Annotated in this window: 3 protein-coding genes; all 3 read right to left on the bottom strand. The window is 74.1% G+C overall.

Translation table 11 applies throughout. The features are described 5' to 3' along the window. Nucleotides 1-15: 15 nt before the first annotated feature. Nucleotides 16-10680 carry an SDR family NAD(P)-dependent oxidoreductase gene (locus ACFU6I_RS31770; protein WP_384372886.1) on the bottom strand — a complete coding sequence of 3555 codons (10665 nt, stop codon included), beginning with the start codon at nucleotides 10678-10680 and terminating at the stop codon, nucleotides 16-18. Nucleotides 10681-10732: 52 nt separating this feature from the next. Next, nucleotides 10733-15592: a type I polyketide synthase gene (locus tag ACFU6I_RS31765; RefSeq protein WP_384372884.1), complete on the bottom strand. Its 4860-nt coding sequence runs from the start codon at nucleotides 15590-15592 to the stop codon at nucleotides 10733-10735. A gap of 11 nt (nucleotides 15593-15603) precedes the next feature. After that, the coding region (locus tag ACFU6I_RS31760; protein WP_384372882.1) for an SDR family NAD(P)-dependent oxidoreductase at nucleotides 15604-19151 on the bottom strand (3548 nt) is incomplete at its 5' end.

Here is a 19151-nt window from a genome sequence, read left to right as displayed (position 1 = left end):
CGCGTGTGTGCCCTCTTACTCGCCTCCCATCGCCCTGGCGATGAGGTCCTCGGCGCTCATCGTGTCGATCTCGTCGATGGCGCCGTTCGCCTCCGGCGCCGGGGTCTGCTCCCCTGCCTCGGCATCGGCGAACGCGCGCAGGGCGTCCAGCAGCCCGCTGTCGCGCAGCCTGGCCGGCGGTACGGCGGCCAGGATCCGGCGGATCTCCTTGTCGGTCGGCGTGCGCCCGTCGTCCCCGCCCGCTCCGGTGTCCTCCGGCTCGGGCGCCAGTTCCGCGTGCAGGTGGGCGGCGAGGGCCCGCGGGCTGGGGTGGTCGAAGATCAGACTCGCCGGCAGCCGCAACCCGGTGACCAGGGTGAGCTTGTTGCGGAACCCGACCGCGGCCAGCGAGTCGAAGCCGAGCTCGCTGAACGCGCGGTCCGGCTCGACGGCTTCGCGCCCCTCGTGTCCCAGCAGGGAGGCCGCGTGCGTCCGCACGAGGTCGAGCAGCATCGGCAGCCGCTTGTGCGGCGGCGCCTGGGCGAGGCGGTCCCGCAGGGCGCCGACCGAGTCCTCGGGGGTGTCCTGGGCGGCCCTGCGCGGTGCCGGGCGCACCAGGTCGCGCAGCGGCGCCGGTACGTCGTCGGCCTCGCCGGCGGCGTAGGCGTCCGTGTCGAGGCGCATGGGCAGCAGAACGGGCTCGTCCGTGCCGAGCGCGCTGTCGAGGAGGGCCAGCCCCTCCTCGGGGGTCAGCGCGCCGATGCCGCCGGTCGCGATGCGCCGGACGTCCGCCTCACCGAGCCCGGCCGCCATTCCGTCGCCGCCGGTGTCCCACAGGCCCCAGGCGAGAGAGGTCGCGGCGAGCCCGGCCGCCCTGCGCCGCGCGGCCAGGGCGTCCAGGAAGGCGTTGGCGGCGGCGTAGCTGCCCTGTCCCGGCGCGCCGAGCACTCCGGCGGCCGAGGAGAACAGGACGAACGCCGACAGTTCCAGGTCCCTGGTCAGCCGGTCCAGTACCAGGGCCGCGTCCACCTTGGGCCGCAGGACGCGGTCCACTCGTTCGGGGGTCAGGGAGGACACGACCGCGTCGTCGAGCACGCCCGCGGTGTGCACCACCGCGGTCAGTGGGTGCTCGGCGGGCACTGCCGCCAGCATGGCGGCGGTCGCCTCCGGGTCGGCGACGTCGCAGGCGACCAGTGAGACCGTGGCTCCCAGTCCGGTGAGCTCCGCGCGCAGTTCGGCGGCGCCGGGTGCGGCCGGGCCCCGGCGTCCGGCCAGCAGCAGGTGCCGGGCACCGTGCCTGGCCACCACGTGACGGGCGACCAGCCTGCCGAGTGCACCTGTCGCGCCGGTGATCAGTACTGTGCCCTCGGGGTCCCAGGCCGGTCCGGCTCCGGTGGCGGACACGGTCGCCCGGACCAGCCGCGGCACCCGGACGCCTCCGCCTCGCAGCACCAGATGGGGTTCGTCCGCGGTCACCGCCGTGGACAGCCCGCGCAGTCGGGCTCCGGCGGCGGCCGTGTCCTCGGCGCCCAGGTCGACGAGCACGATCCGATCGGGGTGCTCCGCCTGTGCGGAGCGCACCAGGCCACCCACGGCAGCACCGGCCAGATCCACGGCGGTACTTCCGCCGACGGCGGTGGCGCAGCATGTGACGACGACCAGCTTCCCGGCGGCGAACCGCTCGTCGGCCAGCCAGGACTGCAGCAGGCCGAGAACGCGGTGCACCTCCTCCCCCGGCCGCCGTTCCTCGCCTCCGCAGGGCAGCAGCACGATGTCGCTGCCCACCGCCGCGTCCAGGTCCGGTACGACCTGCGCGCCGTACTCGCCGGCCAGGCCCCAACGGTCCTGGCCCAGCACGCTCCAGCGTCCCGTGGCCGCGGCCTCGCCGACCGGCAGCGGGCGCCATTCCGTCCGGAAGAGCGAGTCGGCGGCGGGGGCCGGGTCCGGTTCCTGGGCCGACATCGGGCGCAGCACCAGCGAGCCGACGGTGGCCACCGGCCGTCCGGTCCCGTCTGCCATGTCCAGCGCCGCGTGCCCGGTGCCGGAGCGCCGCACCCGGATCCGCAGTGCGCTCGCGCCGACGGCGTACAGCTCCACCCGTTCCCAGGTGAAGGGCAGTGCGGCCTCGCGGGCGGCCGCGTCGGAGCCACCGATACCGATCGTGTGCAGTGCCGCGTCGAATACGGCGGGATGCAGGCCGTAGTTCTCCGCCCCGGCCTGTTCGGGCCGATCCAGTGCGACCTCGGCGTAGACCTCGTCGCCACGCTTCCAGGCCCGGCGCAGGCCTCGGAAGGCGGGCCCGTAGTCGAGCCCGCGGTCCGCGAGTTCCTCGTACATGCCGTCCAGCGACACCTGTTCGGCCCCGGCCGGAGGCCAGGCGGACAGGTCGAAGGACGGGCGCCCGCCGGTCGGGGCCAGCACGCCGGTCGTGTGCCGGGTCCAGGGCCGGCCGTCGTCCGCCCCCTCGGGCCGCGAGTGCAGGCTGAATCGCCGTGTGCCGTCACTGTCCGGGGCGGACAGCGTGCACTGCACGCGCACGCCGGAGCGCGGTGGTACCACCAGCGGCGCCTCGTGGGTGAGTTCCTCCAGGCGCGGGCAGCCCACGGACTCGCCTGCGTGTACGGCCATCTCCACCATGCCGGTGCCGGGGAACAGAATCCGGCCGCCGGGCTTGTGGTCCTCCAGCCACGAGTGGGTGCCCGCCGAGAGCCTGCCGGTGAACAGCAGCCCGCCGGAGTCGGCGAGTTCGACGGCGGGTCCGAGCAGCGGGTGGCCGGTGGCCCCGGGGGCGGGGGCACCGCTGGTGCTGTCCACCCAGTACCGCTTGTGCTGGAAGGGGTAGGTGGGCAGGTCGACCCGACGTGCCCCGGTACCGGCGAACAGGGCCGACCAGTCCACCGGGGCACCGGTGGTGTGCAGACCGGCCAACGCCCGCAGCACCGCACCCGGCTCGTCGGCGTCCCTGACCAACAACGGCACACACACCGCATCCCGACCCTCGGCCAGGCACTGCTGGACCATCACAGTGCAGGTGGCGTCAGGACCGATCTCCACGAACCGGCCCACCCCCTGCCCCTCCAACACCTGTACCGCGTCGTGGAAGCGGACCGGCCGACGCACGTGAGACACCCAGTAGCCCGGATCGCACAGCTCCTCCGCCGTGGCCACCGCACCCGTCAGCGACGACACCACCGCAATCCGCGGTCGGTGGTAGGTGAGTCCTTCGGCCACCTCCCGGAACTCGCCCAACATCGGCTCCATCAACGGCGAGTGGAACGCATGACTCACCGTCAGACGGCGAACCCGCCGGCCCCAGCCACGCACCTCCTGCGCCACCGACTCCACCACCGCGGCCTCACCCGACACCACCACCGACACCGGACCATTGACCGCCGCCACACCAACCCGGCCCCCGACCCCGGCCAGCAACGGCAACACCTCCGCCTCACCAGCCTCCAACGCCACCATCGCACCACCCGACGGCAACGCCTGCATCAACCGACCACGAGCCACCACCAACGCACAGGCATCCTCAAGCGACCACACCCCCGCCACATGCGCAGCCGCCAACTCACCGACCGAATGCCCCACCAGCACATCCGGCACCACACCCCAGGACTCCAGCAGCCGGTACAACGCCACCTGCACCGCGAACAACGCCGGCTGCGTAAACCCCGTCGCATCCAACAACACCGCGTCCGCACTGCCCTCCAGCGCAAACACAACATCCCGCAACGAACGCCCCACACGTCCGTCCAACACCGCACACACCACATCAAAAGCCTCGGCGAACACAGGGAACGCCTCATACAACTCACGCCCCATACCGGCACGCTGCGACCCCTGACCCGAGAACACGAACGCCGTCCGACCCCCGGCATCCGCCACACCCCGAACCAGACCCGGCGCCTCCTCACCATCCGCCAACGCCATCAGACCGCGCAGGAACTCCGGTCGCCTGCTGCCGAACAGGACGGCGCGGTGGTCGAAGACCGACCGGGTGGTCGCCAGTGAGTACCCGATGTCCGCGAGGTCCAGGTCCGGGTCCTCGTCGAGACGGGCCAGCATGCGCTCGGCCTGGGCCCGCAGGGCATCCCCGGTGCGGGCTGCCAGCGGCCACGGCACGGCTCCGGAGACCGCCCGCTTCGACGGGGCCTCGTCCGCGGTCGGCTCCTGGGCCGGGTCCGGCGCGGCAACGTGTTCCTCGATGATCACGTGCGCATTGGTGCCGCTGACACCGAACGAGGAGATTCCCGCGCGGCGCGGACGCCCCTCGGCCTCCCAAGCACGTGGCTCGGTGAGCAGTTCCACCGCACCCGCCGACCAATCCACCTGCGGCGACGGCTCATCCACATGCAACGTCCGCGGCAACACCCCGGACCGCATCGCCATCACCATCTTGATCACACCAGCCACACCCGCCGCCGCCTGGGTATGCCCGATATTGGACTTCACCGACCCCAGCCACAACGGACGACCCACCCCACGATCCCGGCCATACGTCGCCAGCAACGCCTGCGCCTCGATCGGATCACCCAGACGCGTCCCCGTCCCATGCGCCTCCACCACATCCACCTCAGCCCCGGACAACCCGGCATCAGCCAACGCCGCCCGAATCACCCGCTGCTGCGAAGGCCCGTTCGGCGCCGTCAGACCGTTGGACGCACCGTCCTGGTTCACCGCGCTGCCCCGCACCACCGCCAGGACCCGATGCCCATTGCGCCGCGCATCCGACAACCGCTCCAGCACCAGCACACCCACACCCTCGGACCAGGCGGTGCCGTCCGCCTCTCCGGAGAACGCCTTGCAGCGGCCGTCCGGGGCGAGCCCGCGCTGCCGGCTGAACTCGGTGAAGGTCTCCGGGGTGGCCATGACGGTCACTCCCCCGACGAGCGCGAGTGAGCACTCGCCCATCCTCAGCGTCTGGGCGGCCATGTGCATGGCCACGAGGGAGGAGGAGCAGGCGGTGTCCACGGACACCGCCGGACCCTCCAGACCCAGGGTGTAGGCGACCCGGCCGGAGACGACGGCTCCGGTGCTGTTGCTGCCCACGTAGTCGTGGTACTGGACACCGGCGTAGACGCCGGTGGCGCTGCCGCGCAGCGACACGGGGTCGATGCCGCCCCGCTCCAGGGCCTCCCAGGACGCCTCCAGCAGCAACCGCTGCTGCGGGTCGAGCAGTGCGGCCTCCTTCGGGGAGACACCGAAGAAGCCCGGGTCGAAGTCGCCCGCGTCGTACACGAATCCGCCTTCGCGGACGTAGGTGGTACCGGGCCGCCGCCCGTCCGGGTCGTAGAGGCCGTCCAGGTCCCAGCCGCGGTCGGCGGGGAACTCGCCGATGGCGTCGACTCCCTCGCTGACGAGCCGCCACAGGTCGTCGGGGGTGTGCGCGCCGCCGGGGAACCGGCAGGCCATCCCGACGATCGCGATCGCGTCGCCGGTCCGGGGGGCGACTGCCGGGGCCGCGGCCTCGTCGGCCGCCCCGGTCAGTTCGGCCAGGAGGTGCCGGGCGAGGACCGCCGGTGTCGGGTGGTCGAAGACCAGGGTGGCGGGCAGCCGCAGTCCGGTGGCCGTGTTGAGCCCGTTGCGCAGTTCGACGGCGGTCAGCGAGTCGAAGCCGAGCTGCTGGAACTCCTTGCCCGGTTCGACGTCTTCGAGGGAGCCGTGGCCCAGGACGGCGGCCACCCGGGTGCGGACCAGGTCCAGGACCGCGGCGGGGCGTTCGTCCTCCGGCAGGGCCCGCAGCGTCTCGGCGAGTGTGGCGGTGTCCTGCGCGGCGGCACCGGCCGCGGCGCGCCGGGGCCCACCCCCGGTCAGTCCGCGCAGGGCCGCGGGCGTCTCGGCGCCGGGCGCGCGCAGAGCCGGCAGGTCGAACCGGGCGGCGACGACCAGGGGGTCGGCGGAACCCAGGGCGGCGTCGAAGAGGGCCAACCCCTGCCTCGTGGACAGGGGCAGCACCCCGCCGTGGGACAGCCGGGCACGGTCGGTCTCCTCGAGGGTGTCGGCCATGCCACCCTCCTGCTCCCACCATCCCCAGACGAGCGAGACGGCGGGCAGTCCCGCGGCCCGCCGGTGGGCGGCCAGGGCGTCGAGGAAGGCGTTGGCGGCGGCGTAGTTGCCCTGGCCGGGGGCGCCCAGCAGTCCCGAGAGCGAGGAGAAGAGGACGAAGCCGGCCAGGTCCAGGTCCCGGGTGAGCTCGTGCAGCCGGAGGGCGGCCTCGGCCTTCGGTCCCAGTACGGCGTCCAGGCGTTCCGGGGTGAGGGAGGTCAGCACACCGTCGTCGAGCGCTCCCGCGGCGTGGACGACCGCGGTCAGCGGATGCTCGCCGGGTATGGCAGCCAGGACTTCGGCGAGCGCGTCGCGGTCGGTGAGGTCGCAGGCCGCGACCGTGACCCGGGCCCCGGCCGCCGAGAGTTCCCCGGTCAGCCCGGCCACGCCGTCGGGTCCCTTGCGGCTGACCAACAGGAGGTGCCGGACGCCGTGTTCGACGACCAAGTGGCGGGCGACGGCGCCGCCGAGGGCTCCGGATGCGCCGGTGACGAGGACCGTGCCGTCCGGGTCCAGCCGGGGCACGTCGCCGCCGTGCTCCTCGGCCTGCGGGACGCGGGCCAGCCGGGGGACGTGGAGACGGCCGTCTCGTACGGCGAGCTGGGGCTCCGTCGAGCCGAGGGCGGCGGGTAGGAGCGCCTCGGTGTCGGTCCCCCGCTCCACGTCGAGCAGCACGAACCGGCCGGGGTGCTCGGCCTGCGCGGAGCGGATCAGGCCCCAGACCGCGGCACCGGCGAGGTCCGTCGGCCCGTCGCCGTCGGCCGCGACGGCGCCCGTCGTCACGAAGACCAGGGTCGAGTCGGCGAACCGGTCGTCCCCGAGCCAGCTCTGGACGGCGGCCAGCGCCCGGTGGGTGGCGGCGCGCACCTCTTCTGCGCCCGTGCCGCCGGTGCACTCCAGCAGGACCGCGTCCGGTACCGCGTCCCCGGTGGCCACCGCCTTCTCGAAGAGAGCCGCGCTCGGCGGCGCGGCGGGGGCGGGCGCGGCGATCGGCTGCCAGTGGATCCGGTGGAGCGGGGGGCTGCCCGCGACGGAGAGCCGCGACGGGGCGACGGGCCGGAAGACGGCGGAGTCGACAGTGGCCACCGGGGCGCCGGCGGCGTCCGCGACGGTGATCGCGTACGAGTCGTCGCCGGTGGGGGTGAAGCGGACTCGCAGGAACGAGGCGCCGGCGGCGTGCAGTTCTGCTCCGGACCAGGAGAAGGGGAGGCGGCCCGCGGCGCCGGCCTCGTCGCCTCCGGCGGCGCGCAGCGCGTGGGTGGCCGCGTCCAGGGCCGCCGGGTGCAGTCCGAAGGCCGCCGCCTCGCCCGACACGTCCTCGGGGAGCCGTACTTCGGCGTGGATCTCCTCGCCCAGGCGCCATGCCGCGCGCAGTCCGCGGAAGGCCGGGCCGTAGGCCAGGCCCGAGTCCTCGAACTCCTCGTACAGAACGGTGAGGTCGATCGGCTCGACGCCGGCGGGCGGCCATGCGTCCGGTCCGGTGGCAGGCTGGGCGCTCGGCGGCTCCAGCACTCCCGTGGCGTGCGTGGTCCACTCGGCGTCCGGGGCGGCCTCCTCCGGCCGCGAGTGCACCGTGAGGTGACGTGCCCCCGATGCGTCGGCACCGCCCACGGCAACCTGCACCCGTACGCCGCGGTGCTCCGGCAGCACCAGCGGGGCGCCCAGGGTCAGTTCCGCCACCCGGGTGCAGCCGACCTGGTCGCCCGCGTGGATCGCCAGTTCCAGGAACGCGGTGCCGGGCAGGGTCACGGTGTCCCCGGCCCGGTGGTGGGTCAGCCACGGGTGCCGGCCAGTGGACAGGATGCCGCTGAGGACGACACCGCCGGTGTCGGCGAGAGAGACGGCCGCGCCCAGCAGCGGGTGGCCCGCGGCGTCCAGGCCCGCGGCGGTCACCCCGTCGCGCCGCGTGCGGTCCTCCAGCCAGTAGCGGCGGCGCTGGAAGGCGTACGTCGGCAGCGGCACCGTACGGGCTCCGCGTGCGTCGTGCACGGCCGCCCAGTCCGGGGTGGCGCCCGCGGTGTGCAATCCGGCCAGGGCGGTGAGCAGCGTCCGTGCCTCGCCGCGGTCGCGGCGCAGCAGCGGGTACAGGACCGCGCTGTCCGCCGTGTCGGTCAGGCAGTCGCGCACCAGGGCGGTGAGCACGCCGTCCGGGCCGATCTCGACGTACCGTGTGACGCCCTCGGCCTCCAGGTGGCGGATGCCTTCGTGGAAGCGGACGGCCTCGCGGACGTGGCGCACCCAGTACTCCGGTGAGCACAGTTCGTGGGCGGCGACCGGTCCGTCGGCCGTGTGGGAGACCACCGGGATGTCCGGCTCTGCGTACGCCAGCGACTTGGCGACGCGTCCGAAGTCGTCGAGCATCTCCTCCATCAGGGGTGAGTGGAAGGCATGGGAGACCCGCAGCCGGTGCGTCCTGCGGCCCTGCTTCGCGAAGGCCGCCACGATGCCGAGGACCGACTCCTCCTCGCCGGAGACGACCACGGACGACGGCCCGTTGACGGCGGCGATGCCGACCCGGTCGTCGAGCAGGGGCCGCACCTCTTCCTCCCCGGCCTGCACCGCGGCCATGGCTCCGCCCGCGGGCAGCGCCTGCATCAGCCGACCGCGGGCCGCCACCAGTGTGCAGGCGTCCTCCAGGGACCACACACCCGCGACATGGGCGGCGGCGAGCTCGCCGATGGAATGACCGAGCAGCAGGTCGGGCGTCACGCCCCAGGACTCCAACAGCCGGTACAGCGCCACCTCCACCGCGAAGAGCGCGGGCTGGGCGTACTCGGTGCGGTCGAGCGCCTCGGCGTCCTCGAACATCACCTCGCGCAGGGGGCGGTCGAGGCGTTTGTCGAACTCGGCGCACACGGCGTCCAGGGGATCGGCGAACTCCGGGTACAGGGAGTGGAGTTCACGGCCCATGGCGAGGCGCTGGGCGCCCTGCCCGGTGAAGAGGAAGGCAGTCGGCCCGTCGTCGGCGGTGCCGCGCAGGACCTCGGGATGCGGCTCGTCCGCGGCGAGCGCGGCCATTTTGCCGATTCCGTCGGCGGTGTTCTCGGCGAGCACCACAGCGCGGTGGTCCAGAGCGGCGCGGGTGGCGGCCAGGGAGCGACCGATGTCGGACGCGTCGGCTTCCGGGTTCTCCTCCAGGTGGACGCGCAGGCGGTCGGCCTGGGCGCGCAGCGCGTCCGCGCTGTGTCCGGAGACCGGCCACGGCACGGGCACGCCGGCCGGCCGGCCGGGCCGGGGGGAGCCGACGGGTTCGGCAGGCGCCGGTTCGGCCTCCTCGACGATCAGGTGCGCGTTGGTGCCGCTGACGCCGAACGACGACACCCCGGCGCGGCGCGGCCGTTCGCCGCGCGACCACTCCCGGGCCTCGGTGAGCAGGCGGACCCGTCCTGCGGTCCAGTCGACCTGCCGGGTGGGTTCGGAGACGTGCAGGGTGCGCGGGAGCACGCCGTGTCGCATGGCCATGACCATCTTGATGACGCCTGCCACGCCGGCGGCGGCCTGCGCGTGGCCGATGTTGGACTTCAGGGAGCCCAGCCACAGCGGACGGTCCTCGGGCCGGTCCTGACCGTAGGCGGCGATGACGGCCTGCGCCTCGATCGGGTCGCCCAGCGTCGTGCCGGTCCCGTGTCCCTCCACCGCGTCCACCTCGGCCGCGGACAGCCCGGCGTCGGCCAGCGCCCGGCGGATGGCGCGCTGCTGCGAAGGGCCGTTGGGTGCCGTCAAGCCGTTGGACGCGCCGTCGGAGTTGACGGCCGAGCCCCGGATGACGGCAAGCACGGGGTGCCCGTTGCGGCGGGCGTCGGAGAGCCGCTCGAGCAGCAGCAGGCCGGCTCCCTCGGCCCAGCCGGTGCCGTCCGCGTCGTCGGAGAAGGCCTTGCAGCGGCCGTCGGCCGCGAGCCCGCGCTGCCGGCTGAACGCGAGGAACGGTCCGGGCGCGGACATCACCATCACGCCGCCGGCCAGCGCGAACGAGCACTCGCGCCGTTGCAGCGCCCGTCCGGCGAGGTGCAGGGCGACGAGCGAGGAGGAGCAGGCGGTGTCGACGGTGACGGCCGGGCCCTCCAGGCCGAAGGTGTAGGCCACCCGGCCGGAGAGCACCGACGCCGCGTTGCCGGTGCTCAGGTAGTCCTCGACGGCCCTGGAGCCGGCCGGCCGGGAGAGGTCCTCGTAGTAGTCCTGGCTGCCGCTGCCGACGAACACTCCGACCTGGGCTCCGCGCAGCGAGTCCGGTGCTATCCGGCCACGTTCCATGACCTCCCAGGCGAGTTCGAGCACCAGGCGCTGCTGGGGGTCCATGGCCAGGGCCTCGCGCGGCGAGATGCCGAACAGCGAGGCGTCGAACTCGCCTGCGTCGTGGACGAATCCGCCTTCGCGTACGTAGCTGGTGCCGGAGCTGCCGGGGTCGGTGTCGTAGAGGGCCCCCAGGTCCCAGCCGCGGTCGGCGGGGAAGGGGCCGATCGCGTCGCGCTCCTCGGCGACGAGCCGCCACAGGTCCTCCGGCGAGGCCACGCCTCCCGGGTAGCGGCAGCTCATCGCGACGACCGCGACCGGTTCCTGTTCAGCCGTCTCCAGTTCGCGCAGTCGTTCGCGGGTGTGGTGCAGGTCCGCCGTCACTCGCTTGAGGTAGTCGAGAAGCTTCTTCTCATTGTTCATCGGAGCCTCTTGTCGATCCGTCGGTTCAGGTCAGCGACATGCGTGGGCGGGGTCACGTCGACCCGAACTCCTTGTCGATGAGGGCGAAGAGGTCGTCGGCGGTGGCTCCGTCGAGCCGGTTCTCCAGGGGTGCCTCCGGCCCTGTCGCTCCGAGGGTCCGATTCAGCCGGTTCACCAGCGACTGCAGGCGCGCCGTGAGCCGGGTCGCGTCGATCTCCTCGCGCGGCATCCGCTCCGCCAGTGCCTCCAGCCGGTCCAGCGCGGCCAGTACGGTGACGGCGTCCCTGTCGGCGCCGTCAGGCCCACCGCCGAGGACTGCGGTCAGGTGCGCGGCCAGTGCCTTTGACGTGGCGTGGTCGAAGACGACGGTGGCGGGCAGCCTCAGGCCGGTACGGGCGTTCAGCCGGTTGCGCAGGTCGACCGCGCCGACCGAGTCGAAGCCGAGGTCCTTGAAGGCCCGGCCGGGTTCGACCGCCGAGGGCCCGTCGTGCCCCAGGACGACTGCGGCCTGACTCCGTACCAGGTCCAGCGCCAGCCGCTCCCGCTCCCCGGGGGTCGCGCGGGCGAGCCGGGTCGCGAACGCCTGCGCGGCGGAGTCGTCCCGGCCGGGTGTCACTCCGGCATCGTCGTCGAGCGCGGCGACCGCATCGGGAAGGGCGTGCAGCAGCGGGCGGGGGCGGGCGAGGGTGTAGACGGGCGCGAACCTGCTCCAGTCGATATCGGCGACGACGAGGTGGCCGTCGGAGTCGGTGAGCGCCTGTTCAAGCGCTTGGAGCGCCCGCTCCGGGTCCATCTCGGTCAGCCCCATGCGCCGGAGCGCAGCGCCGGACCGGGCGTCGACCATGCCGCCTCCGGCCCAGGAGCCCCAGGCGACCGAGGTGGCGGCGGCGCCGCGGGCCCTGCGCCGCTGCGCCAGTCCGTCGAGGAAGGCGTTGGCAGCCGCATAGGCGGGCCGGCCGGCGGTGCCCCACACGGCGGCCCCCGAGGAGAACAGTACGAAGGCGTCCAGTTCCCGGTCGCCGAGCAGCCGGTCGAGGTGGACCGCTCCGGCGGTCTTGGCGCGGGTGAGGTCCGCGAGCCGCTGCGGGGTGGTCTCCGCCAGCGGCGGTTCCTCCTCCAACACGCCCGCCGCGTGGAACACAGCGGTCAGCGGTTCGTCGTCCGGCAGCGAGTCGAGCAGTGCGCGCAGCGCGTCGCCGTCGGCGACGTCGCAGGCGGCGACGGTCACCCGGGCTCCCAGGGCGGTGAGTTCCGCCTCCAGCCGGTCCGCGCCCGGAGCCTCGGGTCCGCGCCGGCCGGCCAGGACCAGATGGGCGGCCCCGTTCCGGGCCAGCGCGCGTGCCACGTGGGAGCCGACCGCGCCGGTGCCGCCGGTGACCAGGACCGTGCCGCGCGGGCGCCAGTGCTCCGCGGCGGCCGAGGCGGCCCGGGGTGCGCGCACCAGCCGGCGCGCGTACACACCGTCCGGCCGGATCGCGATCTGGTCCTCTCCCCCGGTGCCGGACAGCGCAGCGCAGAGCCGGTCGGCCGCCCGGCCGTCGACGGGCCCGGTCAGGTCGATCGTGCCGCCCCAGGTGCCGGGCCTGTCGAGCCCCGAAACCGTGCCCAGTCCCCACAGCGCGCTCGCCGCCGGATCGACGTCCTCGTGGCGCCGTACGGCGACCGCGCCGCGGGTCATGTTCCACAGGGGGGCGGTGACGCCGGCGTCGGCCAGTGCCTGCAGCAGCGCGACGGCGTCCACCAGGTGGTCCTGGTCCGCCCTGCGCTCCCGGTCGTCGAACGCCAGCAGCGACAGCACGCCCGCGATCGGCCTGCCCTCCGCGGCAGTGCGCAGCCGCTCTGTGAGGTGGGCGCGTCGGGTGTCGTGCGTCTCGACTCGGATCAGGTCCGTCCGGTGCGCGGCGAGGGCGTCCGCCAGTGCCGCGGCCGGTTCCGCGCCCGCCGGTGCGACGAGCAGCCAGCTGCCCTGCAGCGGGCCGGACGCGGTGCCGGGCAGCGGCTGCCAGTCCACCCGGTACCGCCAGAAGTCCACCGTTGCCGCCTCGGTCTGCCGCCGGTGCCAGTCGGAGAGCGCGGGCACGACGCGGCCCAGGTCCTCGGGGTCGACGCCCAGGAGGGTGCCGAGGCCGTCCCTGTCGCCTTCCTCGACGGCCTGCCAGAAAGCGTGGCCGACCTGGTGCCCGGGCGGTGGGGCGGTAGCCGTCTGTGCCGGGGACTCCTCCTCCAGCCAGTAGCGGCGGTGCTGGAAGGGGTAGGTCGGCAGGTCCGTCTGCCCGCCGCCGGGAAAGAACGCCGCCCAGTCCACCGGCACTCCGGCCACGTACAGCTCCGCAGCCGACGTGGCGAACCGGTCGAGCCCGCCCTCGTCGCGGCGCAGCGTGCCGGCCACCACGGCGTCGTGGTTCAGTTCCTCCAGAGTCTCCTGGACGCTCATCGCCAGGACGGGGTGTGCGCTGACCTCGGTGTAGGCCGTGAAGCCGCGCTCGGCGAGGTCACGTACGACCGGGGCGAACCGGACGGTGCGGCGGAGGTTCGCGTACCAGTAACGCGCGTCGAGCTCTCCTGCCCCGACCCACGCTCCGGTGACGGTCGACAGCATCGGGACGTCCGGCTCGCCGGGGTCGAGCGGCGCGAGCTCCTGCAGCAGCCGCTGTTCCAGGAGTTCGACGTCGGCGGAGTGCGAGGCGTAGTCCACCGTGACCCGCTTGGCCTGCACGTCCTCGGCCACCAGCTCGGCCCGTAGTTCGTCCAGCGCGGCGCCCTCGCCGGAAAGGACGACGGACCGGATGCCGTTGTCGGCGGCGACCGAGATCCTGTCCCCCCAGCGCTCCAGGCGCGGCCGTATCCGCTCGGCGGGCAGCGCCACGTGGAGCATGCCGCCGTCGCGGCCGGCGAGCAACTCGCCGATGGCTCTGCTGCGCAGTGCGACCACGCGCGCCCCGTCCTCAAGGGAGAGCGCCCCGGCGACGCAGGCCGCCGCGATCTCGCCCTGCGAGTGCCCGATGACCGCGTCGGGTTCGACCCCGTGGACTCGCCACACCGCGGCCAGCGACACCATGACGGCCCACAGCACCGGTTGCAGCACGTCCACCCGCTCGTGCGCCGGGGCCCCGGACTCGCCGCGCAGCACAGCGGTGAGCGACCAGTCGACGTACGGGGCGAGCGCCTTCTCGCACACCTCGACGTGCTCGGCGAAGTCCGACGACTCCTCCAGCAGCCCTGCGGCCATCCCGGCCCACTGCCAGCCCTGGCCGGGGAAGACGAACACAGTCCTGCCGCCGGGCTTCGCCCGCCCGGTGACGACACCGGTCCTCGACCGGCCTGCGGCCAGGTCGTGCAGGGCGTCCAGGAGCCGTTCCCGCTCCCGTCCGACCACGACCGCCCGGTCCTCGAACGCGGTGCGTCGGGTGGCCAGGGAGTGTCCCAGGTCGGCGAGGCCCGCGCCGGGGCGGTCCGCCATGGCGTCCGCGAGCCGCCGGGCCTGTTCGGCGAGCGCCTCCTCGCCGCGGGCCGAGAGCACGAGGGGGGCCACCACCGGGTCGGCGGCGGGCTCGTCCCCGGACGGTTCCTCGTCGGCCTGTTCGATGATGACGTGCGCGTTGGTGCCACTGATCCCGAAGGAGGACACGGCGGCCCGCCGCGGTCGGCCCGTCGCCGGCCAGTCCCGCTCCTCGGTCAGGAGCGCGACCGTTCCGGGGGACCAGTCGACGTGCGGTGTGGGCTCGGAGACGTGCAGGGTGCGCGGGAGCACGCCATGCCGCAGGGCCATGACCGTCTTGATCACGCCGCCGACCCCGGACGCGGCCTGGGCGTGCCCGATGTTCGACTTGAGCGAGCCCAGCCACAGGGGGCGGTCCGCCGCACGCCTCTGACCGTAGGTGGCCAGCAGCGCCTGCGCTTCGATCGGGTCGCCGAGGGAAGTGCCGGTGCCGTGCGCCTCGACCGCGTCCACGTCCGAGGAGACGAGGCCGGCGTCGGCCAGCGCCTGCTCGATGACACGGACCTGGGCGGGTCCGTTGGGCGCCGAGAAGCCGTTGGAGGCGCCGTCCTGGTTGACCGCGCTGCCCCGCACCACGGCCAGCACCCGGTGGCCGTTGCGGCGGGCGTCCGACAGCCGCTCCAGGACGAGGACGCCGACGCCCTCGGCCCAGGCGGTGCCGTCCGCGTCGCCGGAGAAGGCCTTGCAGCGGCCGTCGGGCGCCAGACCGCGCTGGCGGCTGAAGTCCACGAACATCTCCGGGGTACCCATCACGGTCGCCCCGCCCGCGAGCGCGAGGGTGCACTCGCCCCTGCGCAGGGCCTGTGCGGCCAGGTGGAGGGCGACCAGGGAGGACGAGCAGGCGGTGTCGACCGAGACGGCCGGCCCCTGCAGGCCGAGGCTGTAGGCGACATGGCCGGACACCAGGCTGCCGCCGGGGCTGCCGCCGAGGTAGTCGTGGTACATCAGCCCGGCGTAGACGCCCGTCGGGCTGCCGTGCAGGGACCGCGGGTCAATGCCCGCCCGCTCGAACGCCTCCCAGGAGACCTCCAGCAGCAGCCGCTGCTGCGGGTCGGCGCGCCGAGCGTCGCGGGGGCTGATGCCGAAGAAGTCGGCGTCGAACTCCGCCGCCTCGTAGAGGAACCCGCCCTGCCGCACATAGGTCTTGTCCTGCTGTTCGGGCTCCGGGTCGTAGATCGCGTCGACGTCCCAGCCACGGTCGGCGGGGAACTCCCCGATGGCGTCCCGGCCCTCGACGACCAGCCGCCACAGGTCCTCCGGCGAGGCCACGCCTCCCGGGTAGCGGCAGCCCATGCCGACGATCGCGATCGGTTCGCCGTACCGGAGTTCGTACTCGTGCAGCCGCCGCCGTGTCTGGCGCAGGTCCGCCGTCGCACGCTTGAGGTAGTCGCGCAGCTTGTCGTCGTTCGCCATTGACCGTCCGCTCACGAGATGCCCAGTTCGTCGTCGAGCACGTGGAAGAGTTCGTCGTCCGTCGCAGCGTCGAGGTCATCGTCCGCCCCGGTCTGCTGCGCGGCACTCCGGCCGCCCTGCCACCTGCGCAGCAGTGCCTCCAGCCGGGCGGAGATCCTCGCTCTGTCCGTATCGGCGCCTGCCTGCTCCGCCGTCGCGAGCACTGCCTCCAGCGTCTCGACGACTTCGAGGACCGGCTGGAGGGTGTCCGCCCGCGCAGGGGCCAGCAGCTCGCGCAGGTGGCCGGCCAGGGCCTCGGGGGTGGGGTGGTCGAAGACCACGGTCGCGGGCAGTGTCGTCCCGGCGGCCGCACCGAGCCGGTTCCGCAGCTCGACGGCGGCCAGCGAGTCGAAGCCCATCTCCTGGAAGGCGCGACGGGGTTCGACGGCGGCCTGCGACGTGTGTCCGAGAACCGCGGTCACGTGGCCACGAACGGCGTCGAGCAGGAACGCGTCGCGTTCCGTCTCGGGCAGCCCTGCCAGGCTCCGCGCAAGGCCGCCCGCGGTGTCCTCCGGCACGTCGGCCGGAGCCCTGTGCCGTACGGGTCCGCCCGCCAGGCCTCTCAGGACCGCGGGTACCTCGTCCCGGGGCCTGCGGCGCAGCGCCGGGACCGTCACCTTCAGTGGCACGGCCAGCGAACCCCGGGCGGGCGGTGCGTCGAGCGCTGCGTCCAACAGCGCCAGGCCCTCAGCGGTGGTGAGCGGCGGAAGGCCGAGCCGGTCCAGCCGCCGCAGGGCCGGCTCGTCAAGCTGCCCGGCCATGCCGCCGTCCTCGGCCCAGGCGCCCCAGGCCAGGGAGAGGGCGGGCAGTCCCCTGGCCCGCCGGTGCGCGGCGAGCACGTCCAGGAAGACGTTCGCGGCCGCGTAGTTGGCCTGTCCGGCGCCCAGCACGTATCCGGCGGCGGAGGAGAACAGTACGAACGCCGAAAGGTCGAGGCCGAGGGTGAGTTCGTGCAGGTGCCAGGCCCCGTCCGCCTTCGGCCGCAGGACGGCGTCCAGGTGGGCCGGCGTCAGCGCACCGACGAGCGCGTTGTCCACGATGCCGGCGGCGTGCACCACCGCGACCAGCGGATGCTCCGGCGGGACCGCCGCGAGCAGCTCCGAAACGGCGTCCCGGTCCCCGACATCGCAGCCGACCACTGTCGCCTCGGCCCCCAGCGAGGCCAGCTCCTCGCACAGTTCGTCGGCTCCGGGCGCCTCGGGACCGCGGCGGTTGACGAGCAGCAGGCGGCGGACGCCGCGGGCGGTGACCAGGTGCCGGGCCACCACCGCGCCGAGCCCGCCGGTGCCACCGGTCACCAATACCGTGCCCTCCTGGTCCCACAGGGGGTTTCGCACCGAGTCCGGTCGTGTGCCGTCCGGATGGGGCCGTGGGGCGGGCGGGGCCTCCCGGACGAGTCTCGGGACGAGCCGCTCCCCGTCGCGCAGACAGCTCTCGGGCTCACCCGAGTCCAGGACGGCGCGCAGCCCGCGCAGCGAGGACGGCCGGTCGTCCAGGTCCAGCAGGGCGAACCGGCCGGGGTTCTCCGCCAGCGCCGATCTGACCAGTCCCCACACCGGCGCAGTCTCGAGCTCGGCAGGCTCGTCGTCCCCGGTGCCGATCGCACCGGTGGTGACCAGCACGAGCCGAGAGGAGGCGAACGCGGGCTCGCCCAGCCAGGTGCGCACCACCTCCAGCACGGCGTCCCCCATGTCCCGTACGCCGTCGGGAACGCTCTTGCTGTCGGTGCCCGTGCAGTTCAGCACCACGGTCCGCGGCACGGCCGTGCGACCGCCCGTGACGTCGCGGCGAAGCGCCTCCAGGTCGGTGAACACCGGAACCGAAGATCCCAGCGCCGAGGCCAGACGGCCGGCCCCGGGCCCCACAGCGGCGGCGTCCGCGGAGGCTGCGGTGTCCGACAGCGGGACCGCGGCGGGCTCCCACACCAGCCGGAACATGGCGTCCGGTACCGCGGGGGCGAGGCGCAGGGTGTCGACCGGCCGGACCACCAGCGACTCGACGGAGGCAACTGGCCTGCCTTCCCCGTCCGCGACGAGCAGCGAGACCGCGCCCGGCCCGGCCGAGGCGATACGCACGCGCAGCGAGCCGGCCCCTCCGGAGTGGACCACCGCTCCGGACCACGAGAAGGGCAGCAGCGGGCCGCCGGCCTCCCCCTGGCCGCCGTCCACACCGAGGAGTTGGGCGTGCAGTGCGGCGTCCAGCAGCGCCGGGTGGAGCCGATACGCGGAGGGGTCCAGGGCGGTCTCTTCCGGAGCGGCCACTTCGGCGTAGATCTCGCCGCCGTGCCGCCAGGCCGCACGCAGGCCGCGGAAGGCGGGCCCGTAGTCATAGCCCTGTCCCGCGAGTTCGTCGTACACGCCGTCCATGCCGATCTCCTCGGCACCGGGCGGCGGCCACTCGGCGAGGCCCTGCGCGGGCCCGCCGTGCGTGGTGTCGTGCGGCGGGTGCGGGCCGGCCGCGGCCAGGATGCCGCCGGCGTGCCGGGCCCAGGGGGCGTCGGTCACGTCACGGTCCACGGCCTCTGTGGCACGCGCGTGGACCGCGAAGGGGCGTCGGCCCGTCGCGTCCGCCGCGTCCACGGTCACCCGGAGGGCGACCGCGCCCTGCTCAGGCAGGACCAGCGGCGCTTCGAGGGTCAGTTCTCCGACTGTCTCGCAGCCCACCTCCACACCGGCTCGTACTGCCAGCTCCAGAAACGCCGTTCCCGGCAGCAGCACCCTGCCGAGCACCGTGTGGTCGGTGAGCCATGCCTGCCGGTCGACCGAGAGGCGGCCGGTGAGGACGACGCCGCCCGACTCGGGCAGTTCGACCACCGCGCCGAGGAGGGGGTGCTCGGCGGAGACCTGACCGGAACCGCTCGGGTCGGCGACCGCGGGCAGCGGCTCGAGCCAGTACCGCTTGTGCTGGAAGGGGTAGGTGGGCAGGTCGACCCGACGTGCCCCGGTACCGGCGAACAGGGCCGACCAGTCCACCGGAGCACCGGTGGTGTGCAGACCGGCCAACGCCCGCAGCACCGCACCCGGCTCGTCGGCATCCTTGACCAGCAACGGCACACACACCGCATCCCGACCCTCGGCCAGGCACTGCTGGACCATCACAGTGCAGGTGGCGTCAGGACCGATCTCCACGAACCGGTCCGTTCCCTGCTCCTCCAACGCCCCAATCGCGTCGTGGAAGCGGACCGGCCGACGCACGTGGGACACCCAGTAGCCGGGATCGCACAACTCCTCCGCCGTAGCGGTCACTCCGGTCATCGTGGAGACGATCGGGATCTCCGGCCGGTGGTAGGTGAGTCCTTCGGCCACCTTCCGGAACTCGCCCAACATCGGCTCCATCAAGGGCGAGTGGAAGGCGTGACTGACCGTCAGGCGACGAACCCGGCGGCCCCAGCCACGCACCTCCTGCGCCACCGACTCCACCACCGCGGCCTCACCCGACACCACCACCGACACCGGACCATTGACCGCCGCCACACCAACCCGGCCCCCGACCCCGGCCAGCAACGGCAACACCTCCGCCT

The sequence above is a fragment of the Streptomyces sp. NPDC057486 genome (genome assembly GCF_042802415.1).
GTDB lineage: Bacteria > Actinomycetota > Actinomycetes > Streptomycetales > Streptomycetaceae > Streptomyces > Streptomyces yanii.
This window is presented reverse-complemented; position numbering and strand designations above follow the sequence as displayed.

Coding starts and splice junctions, on each gene's coding strand:
- ACFU6I_RS31765 (WP_384372884.1), bottom strand. CDS start 15,592: ATGGCGAACGACGACAAGCTGCGCGACTACCTCAAGCGTGCGACGGCG.
- ACFU6I_RS31770 (WP_384372886.1), bottom strand. CDS start 10,680: ATGAACAATGAGAAGAAGCTTCTCGACTACCTCAAGCGAGTGACGGCG.